Origin of the sequence: Modicisalibacter sp. 'Wilcox' (assembly GCF_010993675.1) — a bacterium.
Lineage (GTDB): Bacteria > Pseudomonadota > Gammaproteobacteria > Pseudomonadales > Halomonadaceae > Modicisalibacter > Modicisalibacter tunisiensis.
Window position 1 is genome coordinate 75,762 of the sequence record NZ_WNXF01000002.1, and the last position, 21,547, is coordinate 97,308.

General features: G+C 70.9%; 22 protein-coding genes. 19 read left to right on the plus strand and 3 right to left on the minus strand.

Annotated features, from left to right (window positions below):
* Positions 1-13: 13 nt before the first annotated feature.
* A complete protein-coding gene (locus tag G7A98_RS02255; protein ID WP_163647871.1) occupies positions 14-283 on the minus strand; it encodes a hypothetical protein in 270 nt (89 codons plus the stop codon).
* 173 nt (positions 284-456) lie between these two features.
* On the opposite strand from G7A98_RS02255, the gene G7A98_RS02260 reads away from it, so the two are divergent.
* The 4 genes from G7A98_RS02260 (at position 457) to G7A98_RS02275 (ending at position 2,995) form a co-directional block, all read left to right on the plus strand.
* Positions 457-1,146, plus strand: coding sequence for a hypothetical protein (locus G7A98_RS02260; protein ID WP_240464652.1), 690 nt, complete (start codon positions 457-459; stop codon positions 1,144-1,146).
* Between the two features lie 87 nt (positions 1,147-1,233).
* Positions 1,234-1,380 (plus strand): hypothetical protein, encoded by a 147-nt coding sequence (locus G7A98_RS02265; RefSeq protein WP_163647872.1) that lies wholly within the window; start codon positions 1,234-1,236, stop codon positions 1,378-1,380.
* The gene (locus G7A98_RS02270) at positions 1,380-2,102 is read left to right on the plus strand and encodes an ABC transporter ATP-binding protein (protein ID WP_163647873.1); all 723 of its coding nucleotides are present in this window, start codon (positions 1,380-1,382) and stop codon (positions 2,100-2,102) included. Before G7A98_RS02265 ends, G7A98_RS02270 begins: the two co-directional genes overlap by 1 nt.
* Entirely contained in the window at positions 2,099-2,995 is an 897-nt protein-coding gene (locus G7A98_RS02275) for a metal ABC transporter permease (RefSeq protein WP_163647874.1), read from the plus strand. Before G7A98_RS02270 ends, G7A98_RS02275 begins: the two co-directional genes overlap by 4 nt.
* 4 nt (positions 2,996-2,999) lie before the next feature.
* Here the strand turns inward: G7A98_RS02275 and G7A98_RS02280 are convergent, their stop codons facing one another.
* The gene (locus G7A98_RS02280) at positions 3,000-3,821 is read right to left on the minus strand and encodes a YrhK family protein (RefSeq protein ID WP_163647875.1); all 822 of its coding nucleotides are present in this window, start codon (positions 3,819-3,821) and stop codon (positions 3,000-3,002) included.
* A gap of 101 nt (positions 3,822-3,922) precedes the next feature.
* Here G7A98_RS02280 and G7A98_RS02285 point away from each other — a divergent pair, with 101 nt between their 5' ends.
* The 8 genes from G7A98_RS02285 (at position 3,923) to G7A98_RS02320 (ending at position 13,614) form a co-directional block, all read left to right on the plus strand.
* Positions 3,923-4,885, plus strand: coding sequence for a zinc ABC transporter substrate-binding protein (locus G7A98_RS02285; RefSeq protein WP_163647876.1), 963 nt, complete (start codon positions 3,923-3,925; stop codon positions 4,883-4,885).
* 333 nt (positions 4,886-5,218) lie between these two features.
* Positions 5,219-5,884 carry an ABC transporter ATP-binding protein gene (locus G7A98_RS02290; RefSeq protein ID WP_163647877.1) on the plus strand — a complete coding sequence of 222 codons (666 nt, stop codon included), beginning with the start codon at positions 5,219-5,221 and terminating at the stop codon, positions 5,882-5,884.
* Entirely contained in the window at positions 5,881-8,391 is a 2,511-nt protein-coding gene (locus tag G7A98_RS02295) for an ABC transporter permease (protein WP_205596198.1), read from the plus strand. The genes G7A98_RS02290 and G7A98_RS02295 overlap by 4 nt, the downstream gene beginning before the upstream one ends.
* On the plus strand, positions 8,388-9,530 hold the full coding sequence (locus G7A98_RS02300) for a lipocalin-like domain-containing protein (RefSeq protein ID WP_163647878.1): 1,143 nt from the start codon (positions 8,388-8,390) through the stop codon (positions 9,528-9,530). Before G7A98_RS02295 ends, G7A98_RS02300 begins: the two co-directional genes overlap by 4 nt.
* Positions 9,531-9,630: 100 nt before the next feature.
* Positions 9,631-10,167 carry a lactoylglutathione lyase gene (gene gloA, locus G7A98_RS02305; protein ID WP_163647879.1) on the plus strand — a complete coding sequence of 179 codons (537 nt, stop codon included), beginning with the start codon at positions 9,631-9,633 and terminating at the stop codon, positions 10,165-10,167.
* A 197-nt stretch (positions 10,168-10,364) separates the two neighbouring features.
* Positions 10,365-12,446, plus strand: a complete 2,082-nt coding sequence (locus G7A98_RS02310; RefSeq protein WP_163647880.1) for an FUSC family protein — start codon at positions 10,365-10,367, stop codon at positions 12,444-12,446.
* On the plus strand, positions 12,436-12,666 hold the full coding sequence (locus G7A98_RS02315) for a DUF1656 domain-containing protein (RefSeq protein WP_163647881.1): 231 nt from the start codon (positions 12,436-12,438) through the stop codon (positions 12,664-12,666). Before G7A98_RS02310 ends, G7A98_RS02315 begins: the two co-directional genes overlap by 11 nt.
* A 3-nt stretch (positions 12,667-12,669) precedes the next feature.
* The gene (locus tag G7A98_RS02320) at positions 12,670-13,614 is read left to right on the plus strand and encodes an efflux RND transporter periplasmic adaptor subunit (protein WP_163647882.1); all 945 of its coding nucleotides are present in this window, start codon (positions 12,670-12,672) and stop codon (positions 13,612-13,614) included.
* Between the two features lie 247 nt (positions 13,615-13,861).
* Here the strand turns inward: G7A98_RS02320 and G7A98_RS02325 are convergent, their stop codons facing one another.
* Positions 13,862-14,824, minus strand: a complete 963-nt coding sequence (locus G7A98_RS02325; protein WP_163647883.1) for an ABC transporter substrate-binding protein — start codon at positions 14,822-14,824, stop codon at positions 13,862-13,864.
* A gap of 211 nt (positions 14,825-15,035) precedes the next feature.
* On the opposite strand from G7A98_RS02325, the gene G7A98_RS02330 reads away from it, so the two are divergent.
* The 7 genes from G7A98_RS02330 to G7A98_RS02360 all read left to right on the plus strand — a co-directional run bounded on the left by G7A98_RS02330 (position 15,036) and on the right by G7A98_RS02360 (position 21,546).
* On the plus strand, positions 15,036-15,584 hold the full coding sequence (locus G7A98_RS02330) for a C40 family peptidase (RefSeq protein ID WP_163647884.1): 549 nt from the start codon (positions 15,036-15,038) through the stop codon (positions 15,582-15,584).
* 123 nt (positions 15,585-15,707) lie between these two features.
* The gene (locus G7A98_RS02335; protein WP_163647885.1) at positions 15,708-16,340 is read left to right on the plus strand and encodes a peroxiredoxin; all 633 of its coding nucleotides are present in this window, start codon (positions 15,708-15,710) and stop codon (positions 16,338-16,340) included.
* Positions 16,341-16,683: 343 nt separating this feature from the next.
* On the plus strand, positions 16,684-18,060 hold the full coding sequence (locus G7A98_RS02340; protein ID WP_163647886.1) for a V-type ATP synthase subunit B: 1,377 nt from the start codon (positions 16,684-16,686) through the stop codon (positions 18,058-18,060).
* Complete coding sequence (locus G7A98_RS02345; protein ID WP_163647887.1) at positions 18,017-18,631, plus strand: V-type ATP synthase subunit D; 615 nt, start codon at positions 18,017-18,019, stop codon at positions 18,629-18,631. Before G7A98_RS02340 ends, G7A98_RS02345 begins: the two co-directional genes overlap by 44 nt.
* The gene (locus tag G7A98_RS02350) at positions 18,628-20,427 is read left to right on the plus strand and encodes a V-type ATP synthase subunit I (protein ID WP_163647888.1); all 1,800 of its coding nucleotides are present in this window, start codon (positions 18,628-18,630) and stop codon (positions 20,425-20,427) included. The genes G7A98_RS02345 and G7A98_RS02350 overlap by 4 nt, the downstream gene beginning before the upstream one ends.
* Positions 20,415-20,861, plus strand: coding sequence for an ATP synthase subunit C (locus G7A98_RS02355; RefSeq protein WP_163647889.1), 447 nt, complete (start codon positions 20,415-20,417; stop codon positions 20,859-20,861). The genes G7A98_RS02350 and G7A98_RS02355 overlap by 13 nt, the downstream gene beginning before the upstream one ends.
* Positions 20,862-20,871: 10 nt before the next feature.
* Positions 20,872-21,546: a hypothetical protein gene (locus G7A98_RS02360; RefSeq protein ID WP_163647890.1), complete on the plus strand. Its 675-nt coding sequence runs from the start codon at positions 20,872-20,874 to the stop codon at positions 21,544-21,546.
* Position 21,547 lies beyond the last annotated feature (1 nt).

Consider the following 21,547-nt stretch of genomic DNA (forward strand, 5'->3'; position numbering starts at 1 on the left):
GCCCGGCCGGGGATCAAGCGGTCACCGAGGGCATCTCGCCGGCCGGCAGCCGGTCGTCGAGCTCGCCCTTGAGATACTGCTCGGTGGTCAGCAGGAACAGCCGGCAGAACAGCTGATGCACGGCGCGTTCCCGCTCCAGGGCCAGCAGGTCCGGGTCGGCGGCTTGATCTCCGGATGGCTGGCGCGGGTATTCCCAGGCCAGCCGCACGCTGCCGGAGCTGGCGTCGAGGATTTCCAGGCTGGGGTTGGCACCGTGCAGGGTGCTGTGGATGCGATAGCTCATGGGCGTTCTCCATCGGCCTTTAATTGATAATGATTCTCATTAACTATGATAGAATCTAGGCGGAGCCCCCTCGCCTGTCAACACCAGTACCGGCCCGCGATCCCCTATACTCCAGAGGCTTGTTGCGGCGGGACGCCCGCCATGTTTCGGATGCACGCTGACAGGGGGTCCGCATGTCCCGCCTTGCTTGTTTCGCCCGGGTCGTCGCGCTCGGGATGCTGGGGCTCATCGCCATCCCGGCGCTGGCCCAGCCGGCCCCGGCCGACGCCGAATGGAATGCCTATCTCGACGCCCTCGAGGGCGGGGCCCACCAGGCCACGCTGTGGCGCTACGGCTGGGGCGGGGTCTACGCCGCCAGCCTGGCCGACAACGCCTACCAGGCCAGCGAGGCCGACAGTGCCGATGACCGCTTCGATGCCCGGGTGGGCGGCGTCAAGTCGGCGCTGGCGCTAGCCGGGGTGATCACCGACCCGCAGCCGCATCCGGCCGCCTACCGGCGCCTGCAGACGCTGGCCGAGCACCGCGACGCGGCCCACCTGGCCGAGGCCCGCGCGCTGGTGCGTGCCACCGCCGCCGAGGAACGCCGGCGCCGGGCCTGGCGGGCGCGGCTGAGTTCGCTGGTCATCAACACCCTGGGCGGGCTGGCGATCGGCGTCGGCGACGACCGCCCGCGCGACGGCGCGATCAGTTTCGCCACCGGCATGCTGGTCGGCGAGATCCAGCTGAGAACCCAGCCGGGCCAGGCCGGGGTGGCGCTCAACCGCTTCCAGCCGGCCCGGCTGACGCTGGGCGACGTGAATCTCGACTACCAGTACGCCTGGACGCTCGCCCCCGACCGGGTGGGGATGCAGATTCGCTACTGATCCCGGGGGCGACCCGTCGCGGACGATTGGCCACGCTGTTTTGTTATGTTATAACTTTTTGCCGTTTTCCCGAGATCGAGCCCCGCCATGCCGCATCGACACCGCCACCGCCCCGACGGGCCCTGTCACTTCTCGCTGATGTCGCTGTCGGCCCGCCGCCGGCTGCTGATGGCCCTGGTGCCGCTGGCGGTGCTGTGGCTGGCGGCGGCCTGGGCCGGGGGGCTGCTGGGCTGATGGCGCGGCTGGCACTCCACGACCTGGCGCTGGCCCAGGGCGGGCGCACGGTGATCGAGCATCTCGCGGGGGCCTTCCCGGACGCCGCCATCACCGCGCTGATCGGCGCCAACGGGGCGGGCAAGAGCACGCTGATCCAGGCGATCATGGGCGTGCTGCCGCCCATCGCCGGTCGCATCGAGTGCACGATTCCCCGCGAACGCCGCGCCTGGCTGCCCCAGCAGCTGGCGCTGGACCTGAGCTTTCCGATGAGCGTCGAGGAGCTGGTGATGACCGGCAGCTGGCCGACCCGCGGCGCGCTCCGGGGCTACCGGCCGGACCAGTACCGCCAGGCCCGCGAGATCATGCAGCGCCTGGGCATCTCGCAGCTCGCCCACCGGCCGCTGGGCGAGCTTTCCGGCGGGCAGCGCCAGCGTGCCCTGCTGGGGCGCACCCTGATGCAGGAGGCCGAGCTGCTGCTGCTCGACGAGCCCTTCGCCAATGTCGATGCCGACACCGTCACCGTGCTTACCGGGGTGCTGCGCGACATGGCCCGGGCCGGCACCACCATCGTGGTGGTCCTCCACGACCGCGACCAGCTCGCCGCGCTGGCCGATCGCGTGCTGCTGCTGGCCGAGGGCCGCGGCCACTGGCACGACCCGCAGGAGCTGCTGCAATCCGGCGGCATGGCGGCCGCCCCCGCGCCCCTGCCCCTGCACCTCGCCCGCGGAGCAACGCGATGATCGATACCCTTCAGGCCCTGCTCGTCTCCCCGCTGACCGACTACGGCTTCATGAAGCGGGCGCTGGTCGCCGGCCTGGCCCTGTCGCTGGCCGCCCCGCCGCTGGGGGTGTTCCTGATGCTGCGCGGCATGAGCCTGCTCGGCGACGCCATGGCGCACGCCATCCTGCCGGGCGTGGCGCTGGGCTTTCTGCTCGCCGGCTTCTCGCTGCCGGCGATGAGCCTCGGCGGCATCCTGTCCGGGCTGCTGGTGGCGGGGCTGGCGGGCAGCGTGTCGCAGCTCACCGGCCATCGCGAGGACGCGGCGATGGCCAGCTTCTACCTGATCTCGCTGGCCGCCGGGGTGATGCTGGTGTCGCTGGGCGGCAGCAGCGTCGACCTGACCCATGTGCTGTTCGGCTCGATCCTGGCCGTGAACACCACGGCGCTGTGGCTGATCGCCGGGGTCGCCAGCGTGACCGTGCTGGTCATGGCGATGGCCTTCCGCGCGCTGGTGGTGGAGTGCCTGGACCCGCTGTTCCTGCGCGGCCAGGGCGTGCACAGCGGCCTCATCCAGGGGCTGTTCCTGGGGCTGGTGGTGCTCAACCTGACCGCCGGCTTCCAGACCCTGGGCACGCTGATGGCGGTGGGGCTGATGATGCTGCCGGCCACCGCTGCGCGCTTCTGGTCGAAGCGCCTGGAAGGGCTGATGGCCGTCGCCGTGGTGATCGCGCTGTTCGCCAGCACCGGCGGGCTGCTGCTGTCGTATCACCTGGGCCTGCCCTCGGGGCCGAGCATCATCCTGCTGGCCGGCGGGGTGTATCTGCTGTCGACCCTGCTGGGCCGCTACCACAGCCTGCTGGCCCGCGTGCGCCGGCGCGCGACACCGCTGGACACGGCCGACGAGAGCGCCTGACCGCTCAGGGCATGCCGCGGGCGGGCAGCGACTCGGCACGCCAGGCGGCGCGGAACTCGGCCGCGCTGATCTCGCCGTGCAGGTAGGCGATGAGCAGCGCATCGTCGCTGGCGTGGCGGGCCTCGCCGTCGCGACGGCGGCGCATGATCAGGCAGGCCCGGTAGTAGTTGAACACGCCGCCGAGGAAGAACAGCACGCTGCCGACCAGGTACTGCCAGGCGAAGAAGGTGAACAGCCGCTGCGCGTCGTGGTGGGTGTCGAAGGTCCACAGGTAGGGAATGGACGCGACCACGAACAGCACCGAGCCGACGACGAAGGTGACCGCGGTGAGGTTGGTCATCTGCAGCGACAGCAGCGACGGTGCCTGGACCACCTGCAGCACGTTGACGCAGGCGCCGAGCACGAACAGCGCCGAGCCGATGACGAAGCACCAGGCGCCGGCGATGAGCCAGCCCCACCAGCTGAGGAAGAACAGGCTGCCGGCGGTGAACAGCAGGGTGCCGCCGAGATAGCTGGAGGCGGCGATCATCTCGAGCCGCTTGCCCATGGCGTGATGACGACTGCCCTGCCAGAACTTGCGCACCTCGAGCATGTCGTGGCCGGTCACCACCAGGTAGAGCAGCGAGCCGATGAAGAAGACCCAGGCGCCGACGTCCTCGTAGGGATGGAAGCGCGGAAAGAAGAAGACACTGCCGACGATGAACAGCAGCCCGCCCAGCTTGTAGAGCATCGCGTTCACGGTCTCCCAGCGAAAGTCGGCACGCCATTCGGGCCGGTCGCGGTTGAGGGCGGAGCGCTTGGGGCGGTTGGTGAACAGATGCGGCACGGCGAGACGTCCTTGCGGTGGGCGCTCGCCATCGTAGCAAACCTGCCGCCCATCCCGTAGCCGACGATGCCGGCGGCAGCCCTCACGAAGGAGACAATCTCATGCGTCATGCACTGCTGGCCGGCCTGATCGTCGGCCTTTCCGGCGTCACCACCGCCAGCCAGGCCGCCGAACCGCTCGACGTGGTCGCCAGCTTCAGCGTGCTGGCCGACATGGCCGAGCAGGTGGGCGGCGAGCACGTCGAGGTGACCAGCCTGGTCGGCCCCGACAGCGACAGCCACGTCTATACGCCCAGCCCGGTGGACGTGCGCCGCATCGCCGGGGCCGACCTGGTGATCTTCAACGGCCTGCAGCTGGAAGGCTGGATGAACCGGCTGCTCGACGCCAGCGGCTACCGGGGCGTCAAGGTCGTCGCCACCGACGGCATCGATCCACTGCACTTCACCGGCGCCGACCACGGCGAGGACGGCGCCGAGGGCGACGGCCATGACGACCACGCCGAGCACGCCGAGCACGCCACCCATGACCACGGCGACCTGGACCCTCACGCCTGGCTGGATGTCGGCCGCGCCGAGCAGTACGTGGCCAACATCCGCGACGGCCTGATCGCGGCCGACCCGGCTCACGCCGACGCCTATCGCCGTCGCGCCGACGACTACCTGACGCGCCTCGACAGCCTGGACGCCGAGATCCACCGGCTGATCGACGCCATTCCCGCCTCAAGGCGGGTGGTGGTCAGCGGCCACGACGCCTTCGACTACTTCGCCGATGCCTACGGCGTGCGCTTTCTCTCCCCGGTGGGGCTCAACACCGCCGCCGAGCCCGCCGCCGCCGACATGGCCAGTCTGATCGACTTCCTCAAGCACAACCGCATCCCGGCGCTGTTCTACGAGAACATCACCAGCCCCGCGCTGATCCGCCAGCTCGCCGAGGAAACCGGCATCCCCGTGGCCGGCACCCTCTATTCCGGCGCCCTGGCCGCCGAGGGCGAGGCCGCCACCTACGAGGGCATGATGCGCCACAACGCCCGGGTCATTCATGACGGCCTCGCCGGAGCGGAGTGAGAGGTCTGTCACAATGAGGCTGCTTGTGGGAGGGGATTCATCCCCGACGGCGGCGCCCGGTGGCGAGTTCATCGCGACTGAAGTCGCTCCCACAACCACACTGTCCCGATCGGCCGGCCTGACTGAGGGGCTGCTTTAGGGGGTTGTGGGAGGGGATTTATCCCCGATGACGGTGGCCCGGTGGCGCCTTCATCGCGACGGAAGTCGCTCCCACGGCCAGGTTCCGGCACCGAGAGATCACAGCTAGAGGCTTGGGAGCAGGGAGCAGGCTCTAAGACCAACACCCCCGGGCTTTGCTAATATGCTCGGACATGCCCGCAGGAGAGCCCGGCGATGCTGCAACTGACCGACGTGGCCAAGAGCTACCCGACGCCCCAGGGGCCGCTGTTCGTCCTCGACGGCATCGACCTGCATCTGGCCCCCGGCGAAAGCCTGGCGCTGATGGGCGAGTCGGGCAGCGGCAAGTCGACGCTGTTGCACCTGGCCGCGGGGCTCGACGTGCCCGACCGCGGCGAGATCCACTTCCACGAGCGGGCGCTGTCGGCGCTCGACGAACCCGCCCGCGCCGACCTGCGCCGTCGCCACCTGGGGCTGGTGTTCCAGCAGTTCCACCTGGTGCCCAGCCTGGCGGTGATCGACAACCTGACCCTGCAGGCCCGTCTCGCCGATCGCGAGGACCCCGACTGGACCGACCACCTGCTCGAGCGCCTGGGCCTGACCGGGCTCGAGCAGCGCTACCCCGAGCAGCTCTCCGGCGGCCAGCAGCAGCGTCTGGCAATCGGCCGGGCGCTGGCGCCGCGCCCCGACCTGCTGCTCGCCGACGAACCCACCGGCAACCTGGATGAAGCCGCCGCGGACCGGGTGCTCGCGCTGCTGCACGAGCTGATTCACGAGAGCCGCTGCGCGCTGCTGATGGTCACCCACAGCGCGCGGGTCGCCGCCCCGCTGGACCGCTGCCTGCGCCTGCATTACGGCCGCCTGGAGCCGGGCGAGCCATGAGCGGGCGCCGTCCGGCCCGGCGTGCCGGCGTGGTGGGCGTGACGCTGGCCACCCTGCTGTCCCACTACCGCCGCCATCCCGGCCAGCTGGCCATGCTGCTGCTGGGGCTGTGGGTGGCCGGCGCGCTGTGGAGCAGCGTGCAGGCCATCAACGCCACCGCCCGCGACAGCTACGCCCGGGCCGAGGCCCTGTTCGAGACCCGGCTCGACCGCATCGAGCGCCGTGACGGCACGCCGCTGTCACCGGCCACCTATGCGGCCCTGCGCCGCGACGGCATGGCGGTCTCGCCGCTGGTAGCGGGCGAGCTGACCCTGGCAGGCAGCGCCGCCGGGGAAGCGCCGCTTCGCCTGCTGGGCATCGACCCGCTGACCCTGCCCGGGACCTCGCCGCTGGCCCGCCGCACCGGCGATGCCGCCTCGCTGCGCGACTGGCTGCTGCCGCCGCACCGCCTGCGCGCCGCCCCCGACGTGGCCGACGCCGCCCGGCGCGACCCGCGCCTGCCGCCGGTGGAAGTGGACCCCGGCCTGCCGCCCGCCACCCTGGTCACCGACATCGGCGTCGCCCAGCGGCTGCTGGGGCTGGCGGGCCCCACCCGACTGGTGATCGCCCCCGATGCGCCCGCCGAGCTGCCCGAGGCCCTGATGCGCATCCCGGCCCGCCAGCTGGCCTCGCCGGGCCAGCTCGCCGACAGCTTTCACCTCAACCTCACCGCCATGGGGCTGCTGGCGCTGGTGGTCGGCCTGTTCATCGTGCATGCCGCCCTGGGACTGGCGCTGGAACAGCGCCTGGGCCTGCTGCGCACGCTGCGCGCCCTCGGCGTGCCGGGCCGCACCCTGGTCGCCGCCCTGGGACTGGAGCTGCTGACCCTGGGCCTGGTGGGCGCCGGGCTGGGCATCCTCGGCGGCGTGCTGCTGGCCCGGCTGCTGCTGCCGGATGTCGCCGCCAGCCTGGCGGCGCTCTACGACAGCCAGGTCGGCACCCGCCTGGCACTGCCCTGGCACTTCTGGCTGGGCGGCGTGGCCATCATCCTCGGCGGGCTGGCCAGCGCCGGCGCGGGCCTGCTGTGGCGCGTCGCGCGGCTCGACGTGCTGGCCCTGGGGCACGCCCAGGCCTGGCGGGCCCGGCTGGGCGGCCTGCTGCGCCGCCAGGCCTGGGCGGGCGGCGCCCTGCTGGTGCTGGCCGCGGGACTCGGAGGCTGGCTGTGGCTGACCGGCGACCGGCAGCTGGTCGCCGGCTTCGTGATGGTCACCGCGGCACTGCTCGGCGTGACCCTGTGGCTGCCCGCCTGGCTGGCCGGCGGCTGGCGGCTGGCGGCGCGGCTCGTGCGCCGCCGGGCGCTGTGGGCCTGGGCGTTCGCCGACCTGCAATTGCAGCTGCCGCGCCTGCAGCTGCCGATGATGGCCCTGCTGCTGGCGCTGGCCACCAACCTCGGGGTGAGCAGCATGGTCGGCGGCTTCCGCCTGACCTTTCTCGACTGGCTCGACCAGCGCCTGCTCGCCGATCTCTACATCCATCCGGAGGCCGAGCGCCACGATGCCCTGCAGGCCTGGCTCAGCGACCAGCCGGAGGTCGCCACGCTGCTGCCGGCCCGCCACGCCGAGGCCACCCTGCTCGACGCCGCGGCGGCGTCCCCTGAACCGGTGGCGCTGTTCGGCATCCGCCCCGCGCCGGTACTGCGCGCGCACTGGCCGCTGCGCCTGCCCGCGGCAGAGCGCGACGCGGCCTGGCAGGCGCTCGCGGCGGGCGAGGTGTTCGTCAACGAGCAGCTGGCCAACCGCTACCGTCGCCGCCCCGGCGACACCCTCACGCTGCGCGCGGCCGACGGTCGCCGCCACCGGCTGACCATCGCCGCGATCTACCCCGACTACGGCAATCCCCGCCCCGAGGTCGTCATGCCCGTCGCACGCCTGACCCGCGCCTTCGCCGCCCCCCCCGGCAGCCTGGGCGTGGTGCTGCGCGACGCCCCCGAGCCGCGCCGCCAGCGGCTCGACGCCCTCGTCGCGCGCCTCGCCACCCGCTTCGGCCCCGCCACGGCCGAGACCGTGATCGACCAGCAGGCGCTGAAGGCGGACGCGACCCGGGTCTTCGAGCGCACCTTCACCATCACCCGCGCCCTGGATGCCCTGACCCTCGGCGTGGCCGCGCTGGCCCTGCTGACCACCCTGCTGGCCCAGGCCGGGACCCGCCGCGCCCAGCTGGCGCCGCTCTGGGCGCTGGGCGTGTCGCGCCGGCGGCTGGTCGGCGTGCAGCTTTTGCAGCTCACCGGCACCGCGCTGGGCACGGCCCTGCTGGCGCTGCCCCTGGGCATCGCCCTGGCCTGGGCGCTGGTGGCGGTGATCAACGTCGCCGCCTTCGGCTGGCGGCTGCCGCTGCACCTGTTCCCGCTGCAGCTGCTCGTCACCCTGGGGCTGGCGGTGCTGGTCGCCAGCCTGGCCGCGCTGCTGCCCGCCTGGCGGCTGTGGCGGATGCCGCCCCGCCAGCTGCTGCAGGAGTTCGCCGCGACATGAAACACCTCAAGACGCTGCTGGCCGGTGTGCTGGTCGCCCTGCTGGCCGTCGGCCTCTGGCGAGCGGACCCGCCGGAACGCGACGCGGCCCCGGGCTATGCCGGCCTGGGCAGCGCCGCCGCGGGCTACGCCCAGGCCCGCCCCGGCGATCGGCTGGCCTTTCCGGACGATCATGGCGCGCACCCCGACTACCGCATCGAGTGGTGGTACCTGACCGCCAACCTCGAGGACGCCGCGGGCCGGCCGTTCGGCATCCAGTGGACGCTGTTCCGCCAGGCCCTGGCACCGCCCGGCACGACCGACGGGGCCCCCGACTCGGCCTGGACAAGCCGCCAGCTGTGGATGGCCCATGCCGCCGTTTCCACGCCCGACGGGCACCGCGCCGCCGAGCGCTTTGCCCGAGGCATGAACCTCGCCGACGCCGAGGGGCAGGCGGGGGTCAGCGCCGCGCCCTTCGCCGCCTGGCTGGACGACTGGCGACTCGCCGCCCCCGACGACGCCGGCACCGGCCTCGATAATCTCACCGTGCGCGCCGCCGGCGGCGACTTCGCCTACCGCCTGACGCTCGCGGCCCAGGGCCCGCTGGTGGTCCACGGCGACCACGGCTTCAGCCGCAAGTCCGCCGACGGCCAGGGCTCGATCTACTACAGCCAGCCCTTCTACCGGATCGACGGCACGCTGACGGTGGAGGGCGAAGAACACGCGGTGAGCGGCCGCGCCTGGCTGGACCGCGAATGGAGCAGCCAGCTGCTGGGACCGGGGCAGTCGGGCTGGGACTGGTTCTCGCTGCATCTCGCCGACGGCGCCAGGCTGATGGCGTTTCGCCTGCGCGGCGCCGGGCAGGCGGGCGGCGACTACCTCTCGGGCAGCTGGATCGCCGCCGACGGCGCCGTCACCCCGCTCGACGGCGACGCCCTGCACCTGACGCCGCTGGCTCGCTCGCCGGTCGCCGGTCGCGAGCTGCCCACCGCCTGGCGCGTGCAGGTGCCCGCGCATGAACTCGATGTGCACGTCACGGCGGTGCATCCCGACCAGTGGATGGCCACCACCTTCGCCTACTGGGAGGGCATGGTGCGCGTCACGGACACCCGGGACGGCAGCCCGTACGGCGTCGGCTACCTGGAGATGACCGGCTACTGAGCCCCGCGCTTGGCGGCACCGGGGCGGCGTGGCAGGCTAGGCGGACGGCCCCGGGGCGCCGGCGACCAGGCGCCCCTCGATTCTTGTGCAAGGAGCTCCCATGACCCTGTTCACCGAAGAACACCCCGGCGTCGAGACTCACGTGCCGCCGGAAACCGCCGGCTTCACGCTCAATCACTCCATGCTGCGGGTCAAGGATCCGCGGCGCTCGCTGGCCTTCTACAGCCGGGTCTTCGGCATGCGCGTGCTGCGCAAGCTGGACTTCGAGGAGATGCAGTTCACCCTCTACTTCCTGGCACGCCTCGAGGAGGAGGACGAGGTCCCCGAGCAGACCTGCGACCGCACCATCTGGACCTTCAACCAGCGCGGCCTGCTGGAGCTGACCCACAACTGGGGCACCGAGGACCAGGCCGACTTCGCCTACCACGACGGCAACAGCGAGCCCCAGGGCTTCGGCCACATCTGCTTCTCGGTCCCCGACCTCGGCAGCGCCGTGCAGTGGCTCGACGAGAACGGCGTCGAGTTCGTCAAGCGCCCGGAACAGGGCAAGATGAAGAACGTCGCCTTCGTCAAGGACCCGGACGGCTACTGGATCGAGATCCTCGAGCCGGCGCTGATGGGCAACGTCGGCGCCTGACCCGCCGCGCCCGGCCGTCGCCGGGCGCGCCCGCTCCCCCCGCTTTTCCGCTTTCCCGAGGGTCGCCGCGAGGTGACGAGGTCGCCGCGAGGTGGACGAGAGAGTGATTCGGCTATAGCATTAGCATGCTAACATTAAGCCTTGTACTTTCACTCTCTTGCCGGACACCCGTCCGCCGGTCCGGCGGACCGACCGCTATGTCACGAATCCCCCTCGACCACTGGCTGCTGGTGCTGCGTACCGTGCTGGCCGCCTGGCTGGCGCTGTTCCTGTCGATGCGCCTGAACCTGTCGCAGCCCGCCTGGGCGGTGCTGGCGGTGATGATCGTCACCCTGCAGCCGGTGATGTTCACCGGCGGCACGCCGCCGATCGGCATCATCATCGGGCGCAGCATCGCCCGGCTGTTCGGCACCCTGTTCGGCGCCATCGCCGGGCTGGTGCTGATCGTGCTGTGTGCCCAGCAGCCGATGCTCTACCTGCTGTTCGGCGGCGCCTGGCTGGCGCTGTGCATGTATCTGGTGATCCTCGAGCAGGACGCCTACCTCTCCTATGTGGTGATGCTCAGCGGCTACACCGCCACCCTGGTCTCGCTGACGGCGATCGGCACCGGGGTCGAGAGTGTCTGGACGACGGCGCTGGCCCGCTTCACCGAGACCTCGCTGGGCATCGGCTGCGGCCTGCTGATGCATATCCTCATCGCCCCGCGCTTCGGCAGCCACGGCCTGCCCGGGGTACTCTCGCGGCTGATCGCCGATGCCGCCGGCGAGGCGCTGGCCGTGCTCGACGGCACGCCGCAGGGCACCCTGGACGCCCGCTTCAAGGCCCTGCACGGCCACTACCAGCGCTTCGAGTCGCTGCGCGGACTGGCCCGCCTGGAGGCCCGCCGCTGGCGCCACGTGGTGCCGGCGCTGGACCGTTTCGCCAGCGACGGCCTGGCGCTGCTTACCGGCCTGCGCGAACTCGAGGAGGCCTGCGCCTACCTGCGTGCCTGCCCCGATGGGCCGCGCTGGCTGGCGCGGCTGCATCACGATGCCCACCCCCTGCTCCGGGAGCTCCAGCGCCATCCCGGCGGCGATGGCGCGCCGGCGGCCGAGCTCCCGGAGCTCGACTGGAGCGACGAGCGCGTCTCGCCGCGCACCCGGGTGCGGGCGACGCTGGTCCGCCAGCGGCTCGACGAGGTGCTCACCCTGCTCCACCACGCTCGCCACCTGCACCATGCGCTGGAGGATCCGCAGCACCGGCGGGTCGACACCCTGCCGCGCCAGCCCCGGGCGCGCACCACCTACAACGAGCACGGTGTGGCCCGCTACAACGCCCTGCGGGTGTTCGTCGCCTTCGAGCTGCTCGGCCAGCTCTGGATCCACAGCGGCTGGCACTCCGGCTACCTGGCGCAGATGCTGCTCGGCGTGTTCAGCATGCTGTTCGCCAAGGCCCCCAACCCCACGGCGGTGGTCTGGCAGTTCCTGTGGGGCACGATCTCGGCGGTCCTGCTGGGCGGCGTGCTGCTGTTCCTGGTGCTGCCCTTGATCAACGGCTTCTTCCTGCTGGCCCTGGCCCTGGCCGTGCCGATCACCCTCGGCACCCTGCTCACGCCCTATCCGCGCTGGGCGGGGATGGGGCTGTCGGGGGCGGTCACCATGATGACCCTGCTCAACCTGCACACCACCTACAGCTATACGCCGCAGAGCTACATCAACGGCGGTCTGGCCGCGGTGATCGGCACGCTGGCCGCCATGCTCACCTACTCGCTGTTCCGTCAGCCGTCGCCGACGGAGCGCATCGACACCCTGATGGCGGCGTTCTGGCGCGGCCTGTGGCGGTTGACGCGCAACCCGGCGTCGACACTGCCCGAACGGCCCTGGCTGGAGAGCCGCCTCTACGACCGCCTCGGCCGCCTGGTGGCGCTGGGCGGCAGCGAGGAGCGCCTGCGCGAGGCCCTCGACCTGCACGCCCTGGCGATGTGCAGCTGGCGACTGCGCCGGATGCGCGACGACCTCGCGCCGTTTCGTGCCGAGATCGAGGTCTGGCTGGAACACATCGGCCGCCAGGCCGCCGCCCGCAATCGCCACGACGACGCCTTCTGGCGCCGCCAGGCCGAACAGGCGGAGCAGTGGGTGGCGCGTCTCTATCACCAGACGCAGTTGCCGCTGGCACTCATCGGCGAGATGGGCATGCTGGCTCACCTGCTGCGCAGCGCGCCGGGCGCGCGCCTCGAGACGGCCGACGCCTCGGCTCCCGCCGAACGCGCCACCCCGGGAGGCCTTCCCCATGCTCGCTGAATGGTCGCTGCTGGGCTTTCTGGTTCCGCCGCTGGCGCTGCCGGTACTGCTGGCCCTGGCGCTCTACCTGCTGGTCAAGCGGCTGCTGACGCGGCTGCGTCTCTATCACTGGTTCTGGCATCCGCTGCTGCTGGATGTCGCCCTCTACATCCTGCTGCTGTGGGCGGTGCTGACCCTGTCGGGGGCGCTGCCCATCGGCGACCCCGCAACGCGAGGCTGATCCATGACACTCGATCCACGACTCCGCAAGAGCCTGCGCCTGCTCCTGACCGTCGCCGTGGTGCTGGCGGCGCTGGCCGCCGTGACCCGGATCTGGAACCACTACATGCACGACCCCTGGACGCGGGACGGCCGCATCCGCGCCGACGTCGTCCACCTGGGCACCGACGTCGCCGGCCTGGTCGACGATCTCGAGGTCCACGACAACCAGCGGGTCGAGGCCGGCGACGTGCTGTTCACCATCGACACCCGGCGCTACCGGCTGGCGCTGGACGAAGCCCAGGCCAATCTCCAGCGACTCGAGCAGCAGCGCGACGAGGCGCGCGCCGCCAACAGCCGTCGCCAGCGGCTCAAGCAGTACGCCTCGCGCGAGGACCGGGACAACGCCCGCTTCACCCTGGCCTCCGCCCAGGCCGCGGTGGCCGAGGCCAGGGTCAAGGTGCGCAAGGCACGCCTCGATCTCGAACGCGCCACCGTGCGCGCGCCGGTCGACGGCTACGTGACCAACCTGCTGTTGCGTCCGGGCCAGTACGTCGACGTCGGTGCCGACGCCCTGACCCTGGTCGATGCCCACAGCTTCTACGCCCAGGGCTACTTCGAGGAAACCAAGCTCGTCGACATCCACATCGGCGACACGGCGCGCGTCCAGCTGCTCTCCCGGCAGGCACCGATCTGGGGCCATGTGACCAGCTACGCCCGCGGCATCACCGACAACAGCCTGGCCAGCCAGGGCAACGGCCTGGCGGTGGTCAACGCCTCCTTCGACTGGGTTCGCCTGTCGCAGCGCATCCCGGTGCGCATCGCCCTGGACGACGTGCCCCCGGGCACCAAGCTGTCGGCGGGCCTCACCGCCACCATCTACCTTGGCGAGGACCGTCGGCAGCGCGCCGAGGCACCGCCCTGGCTGGCCACGGTGAGGCACTGGTGGGAGAGCCTGATCAGCATCTAGGCTTCTTGCCTTCGGTGCGGACACCGCCTCGCAACGCGAGGATGTTCGCCGACAGTGCGGGCCCGGAAGGGGCCTGTGGGAGGGGATTCATCCTCGACAGCGGCGGCCCGGCGGCCCGGCGGCCCGGCGCTCCGGTAACACCGTCGCCCCCGCAACGCACGAGGCCGCCCGATGGGCGGCCTCGTCGTGTCCGGCTCGATGGCCTCTCGATGCCTCTTCTCGAGGTCAGGCGTCCAGGTTCTCGAGGTCAGGCGTCCAGGTCGAAGGCCGCCTTGGCCGCCGGCCAGGCCGGCTGGCCGTCGGCGGTGGTCACGCCGTCCAGGAAGGCCTTGACCTTGGCCGGATGCGCCTGCATCCACTCGACGGCGACCTTGTCGGCGGGCTTTTCCTCGTAGCCGTAGCCGCGGATCATCGAGCTCTGGTCATCGGCAGTGAACGTCAGCTGGTCGAGCAGCCGGGTGACGTTGGGGTTGGCGTCGGCAAACGCCTTGGTCACCAGGGTCTTGACGTCACTGCGCCCGCCATTCGGCCCCCACAGGTCCTTGGGGTCGTCCAGGTAGGTGATGTCGTACTCGATGTTCATCCAGTGCGGCGTCCAGCCGGCGAAGACGATCCACTGGTGCTCGTTCATGGCCGCCTTGGCGGCCCCCAGCATGCCCGGCGTGGAGGTCTCGGACAGCTTCCAGTCGCCCAGCCCGTAGAGGTTCTTGTCGGCGCCCGCGTTGAGCTGATCGCTCATCCCGGTGCCGGCCTCGATGGAGTACACGGTACGCCCGAAGCGCTCGGCGTTCTCCGGCTTGTTCAGGTCCTCGGCGGAGGTCACCCCGGCCTCGTAGACATAGGTGGGCACCGCGAAGCCGATCCGCGCGCCGTCGACGTTGTTGCCCAGGTCGACGAGGGTCTGCTTCTTCATCGCCGCGTCGTACATGCTCTGCTGGGCGGGCAGCCAGCCGGCGAGAAAGACGTCGATCTCGTTCTGGTTCATCGCCTGGTAGGTGATGGTGGTACCCAGCTGCTGCTGCTTGGTGGAGTAGCCCAGGGTGTCGAGCAGCTGCGTGGCCAGTGCCGTCTTGACGGTCACCCCCGGCCAGGGCGGCACGGCGAAGGTCACGGGGTCGTCCGCCTGGGCGAATGCCAGGCTGCTGGCGCCGAGCGTGCCGGTCATCAGGACGGCGCAAAGCCAGTGAGTACCCGAGTTTTGCAGCTTCATGCTTGTCTCCTCAACGCATCATTATTCTTTAAGGGGGTGACTATAACACATACTTATCGGATGGCTTCCAGCCCCCGCCCCGGCTGATCGGAGGGTGGTAATCCAGGCCGGCCCGGGGGCGGATTCATCGCGACTGAAGTCGCTCCCCCGGCTAGGCTTATTCGAAAAGCCCTTGAGCAAGCCCTCGAAAAAGCCCGTCGGAGTCCGCCGCATGCCGTATCGCGCCCTCCTGCCCACGCGCCTCGCCATCCGCCCGCTATGCCGCGTGCTGCCATCTCGGCCCCTGGTCACGATCATGCAGCTCACCCTGCTGCTGGCCGTGCTCGGCCTCGCCGGATGCGCCGGGCCGCGGCTGCAGACGACCGACCTCGACGGCGGACAGGCGGCGCCGTTATCCATCGAACGGGCGATGATCCTCGCCAATGCCCGCCAGGCGCTGGGCACGCCCTATGTCCTGGGCGGCGCCTCGCGGCGGGGCGTGGACTGCTCGGGGCTGGTGCAGATGACCTATCGCGCCGCCGGCCTGCAGGTGCCGCGCACCGCCGAGCAGCAGTTCGAGGCGCTGCCGGCCCGTGACGTCGTCCGCCCCGGCGACCTGCTATTCTTCGGCTCGGGGGCGCGCGCCACCCACGTCGGCATCTATCTGGGCGACGGTCGGATGATCCATGCGCCGGGCCGCGGCCGCGAGGTGACCACCACGGCGCTGACGCTCGACTACTGGCAGACGCGCTTTCTCGGTGCGGCGGGGCCGGCGCCCTGACGCCGAGACTTATGTCTTGCGGCGCTTTTCTTGGTCCGAGGGGTTGTTTCCCCCGGCCACGCCCCCGATGTCATAGTAGCGAGTCACGATGTTTCTCATCGCTCCCAACCAAGGAGGTTCGACATGGCACTGCATCTCGGTGATACCGCTCCGGATTTCACCCAGGAAAGTACCGAAGGCACCATCCATTTCCATGAGTGGGCCGGCGACAACTGGGTCATCCTCTTCTCGCATCCCAAGGACTTCACCCCGGTCTGCACCACCGAGCTGGGCGAGGTGTCGCGACTCAAGCCGGAATTCGAGAAGCGCAACGCCAAGGCCATCGGCCTGTCGGTGGATCCGCTCGAGGACCACAAGGCGTGGGCCGGCGACATCCAGGAGACCCAGGGCCACGCCCTGAACTTCCCGCTGCTCGCCGACGCCGACCGCAAGGTCAGCGACCTCTACGACATGATCCACCCCAACGCCAACGACACCCTGACGGTGCGTAGCGTGTTCATCATCGACCCCGACAAGAAGGTCCGCCTGACCATCACCTACCCGGCCAGCACCGGCCGCAACTTCGCGGAGATCCTGCGGGTGCTCGACAGCCTGCAGCTCACCGACAACGAGAAGGTCGCCACGCCGGTCAACTGGAACAAGGGCGACGACTGCATCATCGTGCCGGCGCTGTCCAACGAGGAGGCCAAGCAGCGCTTCCCGCAGGGCTGGGACGAGAAGAAGCCCTACCTGCGCATGGTCAAGCTCGACAAGTGATCCCTCGGTCCCGGCCGCTCGGCCGGGACCTCGTTGCTCCCGCCGCTCCCCCTGAGCGCTTTCCTCGACCCGCCGCCCTGCCACGCTTGATCCATATCAAGACTCGCGCGTTTTATGGGGCTGAGTGACAGCAGCGAATCCTTGCCGCCCACCTGAATCACGGCAAGCAACCCTGAAAAATCAGACGGATAAATGAACCCCTTCCGCTCGCGACGGCGAATCCGCGACGATTGGGGATTACGCTGCAGCGCAGTATGCTGGACCCGGGTCCACGACGGTGCCGGGCGCGCCGCGGCCCACCCTCGTCAACCGGGGCGGCCCGAGCCGCCGAAGGAGGCGTCGCATGGCGGAAACCGTCACCTCGTTTCAGGGCATCACCGCGATCGTCGGCGACATCGTCGAGATCGACGTGGCCGCCGCCCGGCGCATGGGGCTGATGCCGCGCAACCGCGAGCTGGCGCTGATCGAGCAGGACGGCCGCCCCTTCTCGCTGGCCCAGGTGGTGCGTCTGGCCCACGACAGTGCCTCGCTGCAGGTGTTCGCCGGCACAAAGGGCCTGTCCAGCCGCGCCGGCATCCGCTTTCTCGGCGAGATGCTGCGCGCCATCTACTCCGAGAACATCTACGGCCGGGTCTTCGACGGTGCCGGCCGTCCGATCGACGGCGGCCCGAGGCTGGCCGACGATCGCCGCATCGCCATCGCCGGGCCCACCGTCAATCCCATGTCGCGGATCCTCGCCTCGCGCATGATCCGTACCGACATCCCCATGATCGACGTCTTCAACTGCCTGGTGGAGAGCCAGAAGATCCCCATCTTCTCGGTGCCCGGCGAGCCCTACAACGCCCTGCTGGCGCGCATCGGCATCCAGGCCGATGCCGACGTGGTGGTGTTCGCCGGGCTGGGGCTGATCTTCGACGACTTCCACACCTTCCGGCAGGCCTTCGAGGATGCCGGCGTGCTGTCGCGCACCGTGATGTTCGCCAACCTGGCCTCCGACCCGGTGGTCGAGCGCACCCTGATCCCCGACCTGGCGCTGGCGGTGGCCGAGCACCTGGCGGTCGAGGAGGGCAAGCGGGTGCTGGTGCTGATGACCGACATGACCGCCTTCGCCGATGCCCTGAAGGAGATCGGCATCGCCATGGAACACATCCCCTCCAACCGCGGCTACATGGGCGATCTCTACTCGCAGCTGGCGCGCCGCTACGAGAAGGCCTGCGACTTCCGCGGCGCCGGCTCGGTGACCATCCTCTCGGTGACCACCATGCCGGGCAACGACGTCACCCACCCGGTCCCCGACAACACCGGCTACATCACCGAGGGGCAGTTCTACCTCCACGACGGCATGCTCGACCCGTTCGGCTCGCTCTCGCGGCTCAAGCAGCACGTGATCGGCAAGCAGACCCGCGAGGATCACGGCGCGCTGATGAACACCATGATCCGCTATTACGCCGAGGGCACGGAGGCCGAGCAGAAGCAGGCGATGGCCTTCGATCTGTCGGATCACGACCGCCGCCTGATGCGCTTCGCCGCCGCCTTCCGCGAGCGCTTCATGCGCCTCGACGTGCGCCAGCCGCTGGAGGCGGCGCTGGATGCCTGCTGGACGCTGCTCGCCGAGTGCTTCACGCCCGACGAGGTGGTGATCAAGCAGTCCCTCAAGGAAACCTACTGGCCCGAGCATGCAGACACCCGCCCTCAACAAGAGCTCCCTGAGTCGTCTTGAGCGCCAGCGTACGCTCTATCGCCGCTACCTGCCGGCGCTGGAGATGAAGCAGCGCACCCTGCTGATCCAGCGCCAGCAGAGCGCCGAGCGCCTGGCGACCCTGCGCGAGCGCGCCGAGCGCCAGCAGGCCACGGTGGGCCACGAGCTGCCGATGCTCGCCGATACCGACGTGCCGCTGGAGGGCCTGGTGCGCGTGGCCACGCTGCGCCTGGGCCGCGAGAATCGCGTCGGCGTGAGCCTGCCGACGCTGGCCGAGCTGACCCTGGAGCGCAGGCCCTACGACCGGCTGGCCCAGCCGCACTGGATCGACACTCTGGTCGAGCGCCTCGAGACCCGCCTGCGCCTCGAGGTCGAGACGCGCATCGAGACCCGCCGGCTGGCCCGCCTCGACGACGCCGTGCGCACCGTCACCCAGCGCGTCAACCTGTTCTCCAAGGTGATGATCCCGCGCCTCGAGAAGGCCATCGCGCGCATCGAGCTGTATCTGGCCGACCAGGAGCGCGCCGCGGTGGTCCGCGCCAAGCTGGCCAAGCGCAAGCTCGCCGCCGGCGGGCAGGGGGCCATGCGATGAGCATCGCCCCCATGCAGCGGGTGACCCTGATCGGCCTGGCCGAGCGCAAGCGCGAGATCCTGCGTCGCCTGCAGGCGCTGGGCGTCGCCCACGTGATCATGCGCGGCGCGCCGGTCGAGGAGGACCGTCGCGAGCACCTCGAGCTGCGCGCGGCCCTCGACTACCTGCTCGACAGCCCGCTGCGCCGCCGCCTGCAGCGCCCCGCCGAGGTGCCCGAGCTGGCGGCGCTGCTCGAGACCATTCACACCAACCGCCGCCGCCGCGAGGATGTCGTCGACCGCCTGACGCTGCTGCGCCGCCACCGCCGCGCCCTGGCCCCCTGGGGCGAGTTCCGCTTCCCGCCGCTCGAGGAGCTCGGCGGCCGCCGCCTGTGGCTCTACCTGGTACCGCTCGGCCGCCGCGAGGCGATCGATGCCATCGAACTGCCCTGGGCGATCGTCAACCGCGACCACCGCAACCTCTACCTGGCGGTGATCGCCGCCGACGAGCCGACCCCCGAGCAGGTGCCGTTCGCCCGTTCGCACACCGGCGGCCGCTCGCTGACCGATATCCGCGCCCTCGAGCAGGCCGCCCACGGCGAGCTCGAGGAACTCGATGCCGAGCGCTACGTGCTGACCCGCTGGATCGCCAGCCTCGCCGACCGGCTGGCCCGCGCCGCCGACGACGCCGAGCTGGGCCGGGTAATGCGCGAGGGCGACGACGACGCTCCGCTGTTCGTGCTCGACGCCTGGGTACCGCGCCGCGCGATGGCGACGCTGAAGACGCTGTGCCGCGACGGCGATGTGGCGCTGCACGCGCGAGCGCCGCGCCCCGACGAGGAACCGCCGGTGCTGCTCGACAACCCCGAGTGGCTGGCCGGCGGCGAGGAGGCGGTAAAGTTCTTCCAGCTGCCCGGCTATCGCAGCGCCGATCCCTCGGCGATGGTCTACGTGTCGTTCGTGCTGTTCTTCGCCATCATCCTCGCCGACGCCGGCTACGCACTGGCCTTCGGCGCCCTGGTGTGGCTGGCCCGGCGGCGCTGGAAGCGCAGCGTCATCGGCCGCCGCCTGGGCAGCATGGGCCTGGCGATGAGCGGCGGCGCGCTGCTCTACGGCATCCTGCTGGGCAGCTACTTCGGCCTCGCCCCGCCGCCGGGCTCCCCGCTCGCCGCCCTGCAGTGGCTGTCGATCGACGACTTCGGCGCCATGATGACCCTGTCGATCGCCATCGGCGTGCTGCACCTGATCGCCGCCAATGCGCTGGCCGCCTGGTATGCCCGGCCACGGCGGCTGGCACTGGGCAACCTCGGCTGGATCCTGCTGCTGGGCGGCGGCTTCGCCCTGTGGCGGGTCACCCAGGGTGCGCTGCCGACGCCGCGACTGCCCTGGCTGACACTGATGGCCGGCGGCGCCCTGCTGGTGCTGCTGTTCTCGCGGGCGACGCCGTTCGACGGCTGGCGTCACGCCGCCCAGCGCCTGGTCGGCGGCCTGATCTCGCTGGGCGGGCTGTCGCAGGCCTTCGGCAACGCACTGAGCTACATGCGCCTGTTCGCCCTGGGGCTGTCGAGCGCCTCGCTGGCGGTCACCTTCAATCAGCTCGCCGTCGACGCGGGCCATGCCGCGGCCGGCGCCGGCCCGCTGCTGTTCCTGGTGGTGCTGCTGCTCGGCCATGCCCTCAACTTCGCGCTGGCACTGATGGGTGGGGTCGTCCACGGCCTGCGCCTGAATCTCATCGAGTTCCTGCGCTGGGGCATCAAGGGCGAAGGGCGCCCCTATCAGGCATTCGCCAATAAGGAGGAATCGACGTGGATCAAGTGATACTGGTGCTCGGCTGGCTCGGCATCTATGCCCCGGTGGCGCTGGGCACCATCGGCAGCTCGATCGGCTGCACCCTGGCAGGCCAGGCGGCGGCGGGGGCGATGCTCGACGTCGAGAGCGGCTACGGCAAGTACATCGGCCTGGCGGCGATGCCATCGACCCAGGCGATCCTGGGCATCGTCATCATGTTCTCGCTCAATCGCGGCGTGACCCTGACCAACGCCCCGGGCCTGGCGGCGATCGGGGTGCTGTCGGGCGTGGCGCTGCTGTTCAACGGCGTCTACCAGGGGCGCTCGCTGGTCAGCGCCATCGACACCGTCAAGAACAAGCCCGAGGTGTTCGGCCTGTCGCTGGCCCCGGCGGCGATCGTCGAGGGCTTCGCGGTGTTCACCTTCGTCTTCGCCCTGGTGCTGAGCGGCGCCCTGCCGCAGTGAGGAGCGCGTCATGAGCACACCGTCACAGCCCGACAGCCACGGCATCCAGGCACTGCTCGACACCCTGCGCGAGCAGGGCGTCGAGGCCGGCCGGCAGGAGGCCACCCGGCTGGTCGAGGAGGCCGAGCAGCGCGCCGCCTGGCTGGTCGACCAGGCCCGCGAGGAGGCCGCGCGGCTGACCCGCGAGGCCGAGGAAGAGGCCGAGCGACTGCGCGAGTCCGGCCGCCAGGCCTTGACCCTGGCCTATCGCGACCTGTGCCTGACCGCCCGCGACACCTTCAGCCAGCAGTTCGCCGGCGAGCTGGAGACGCTGATCCACGACACCCTCGACGACCCGGAACTGCTCGCCCGGCTGATCCAGGAAGCGGCACGCCGCGCGCCGCTGCCCGAGGACGCCCGCGGCGAGGGGCTGCTGCCCTCGCGGGTGGTGGGCATCGACGAGCTGCGCGAGAACCCCGAGGCCCTGCACGAGGGCGCCCTGCCGGCGCTGCTCGCCCGGGTCGCCCGCGAGATGCTCGAGCGCGGCATCGTGCTCAGGGGCGACGACGCCGTCGAGGCCGGGGTGCGCTTCGTGCTCGACGACGGCCACATCCATGTCGATCTCAGCGACCGGGCGATCGCCGGGTTGCTGCTGCGCCACCTCCAGCCGCGCTTCCGGGCGCTGCTCGAGGGCGTGATCGCCTGAC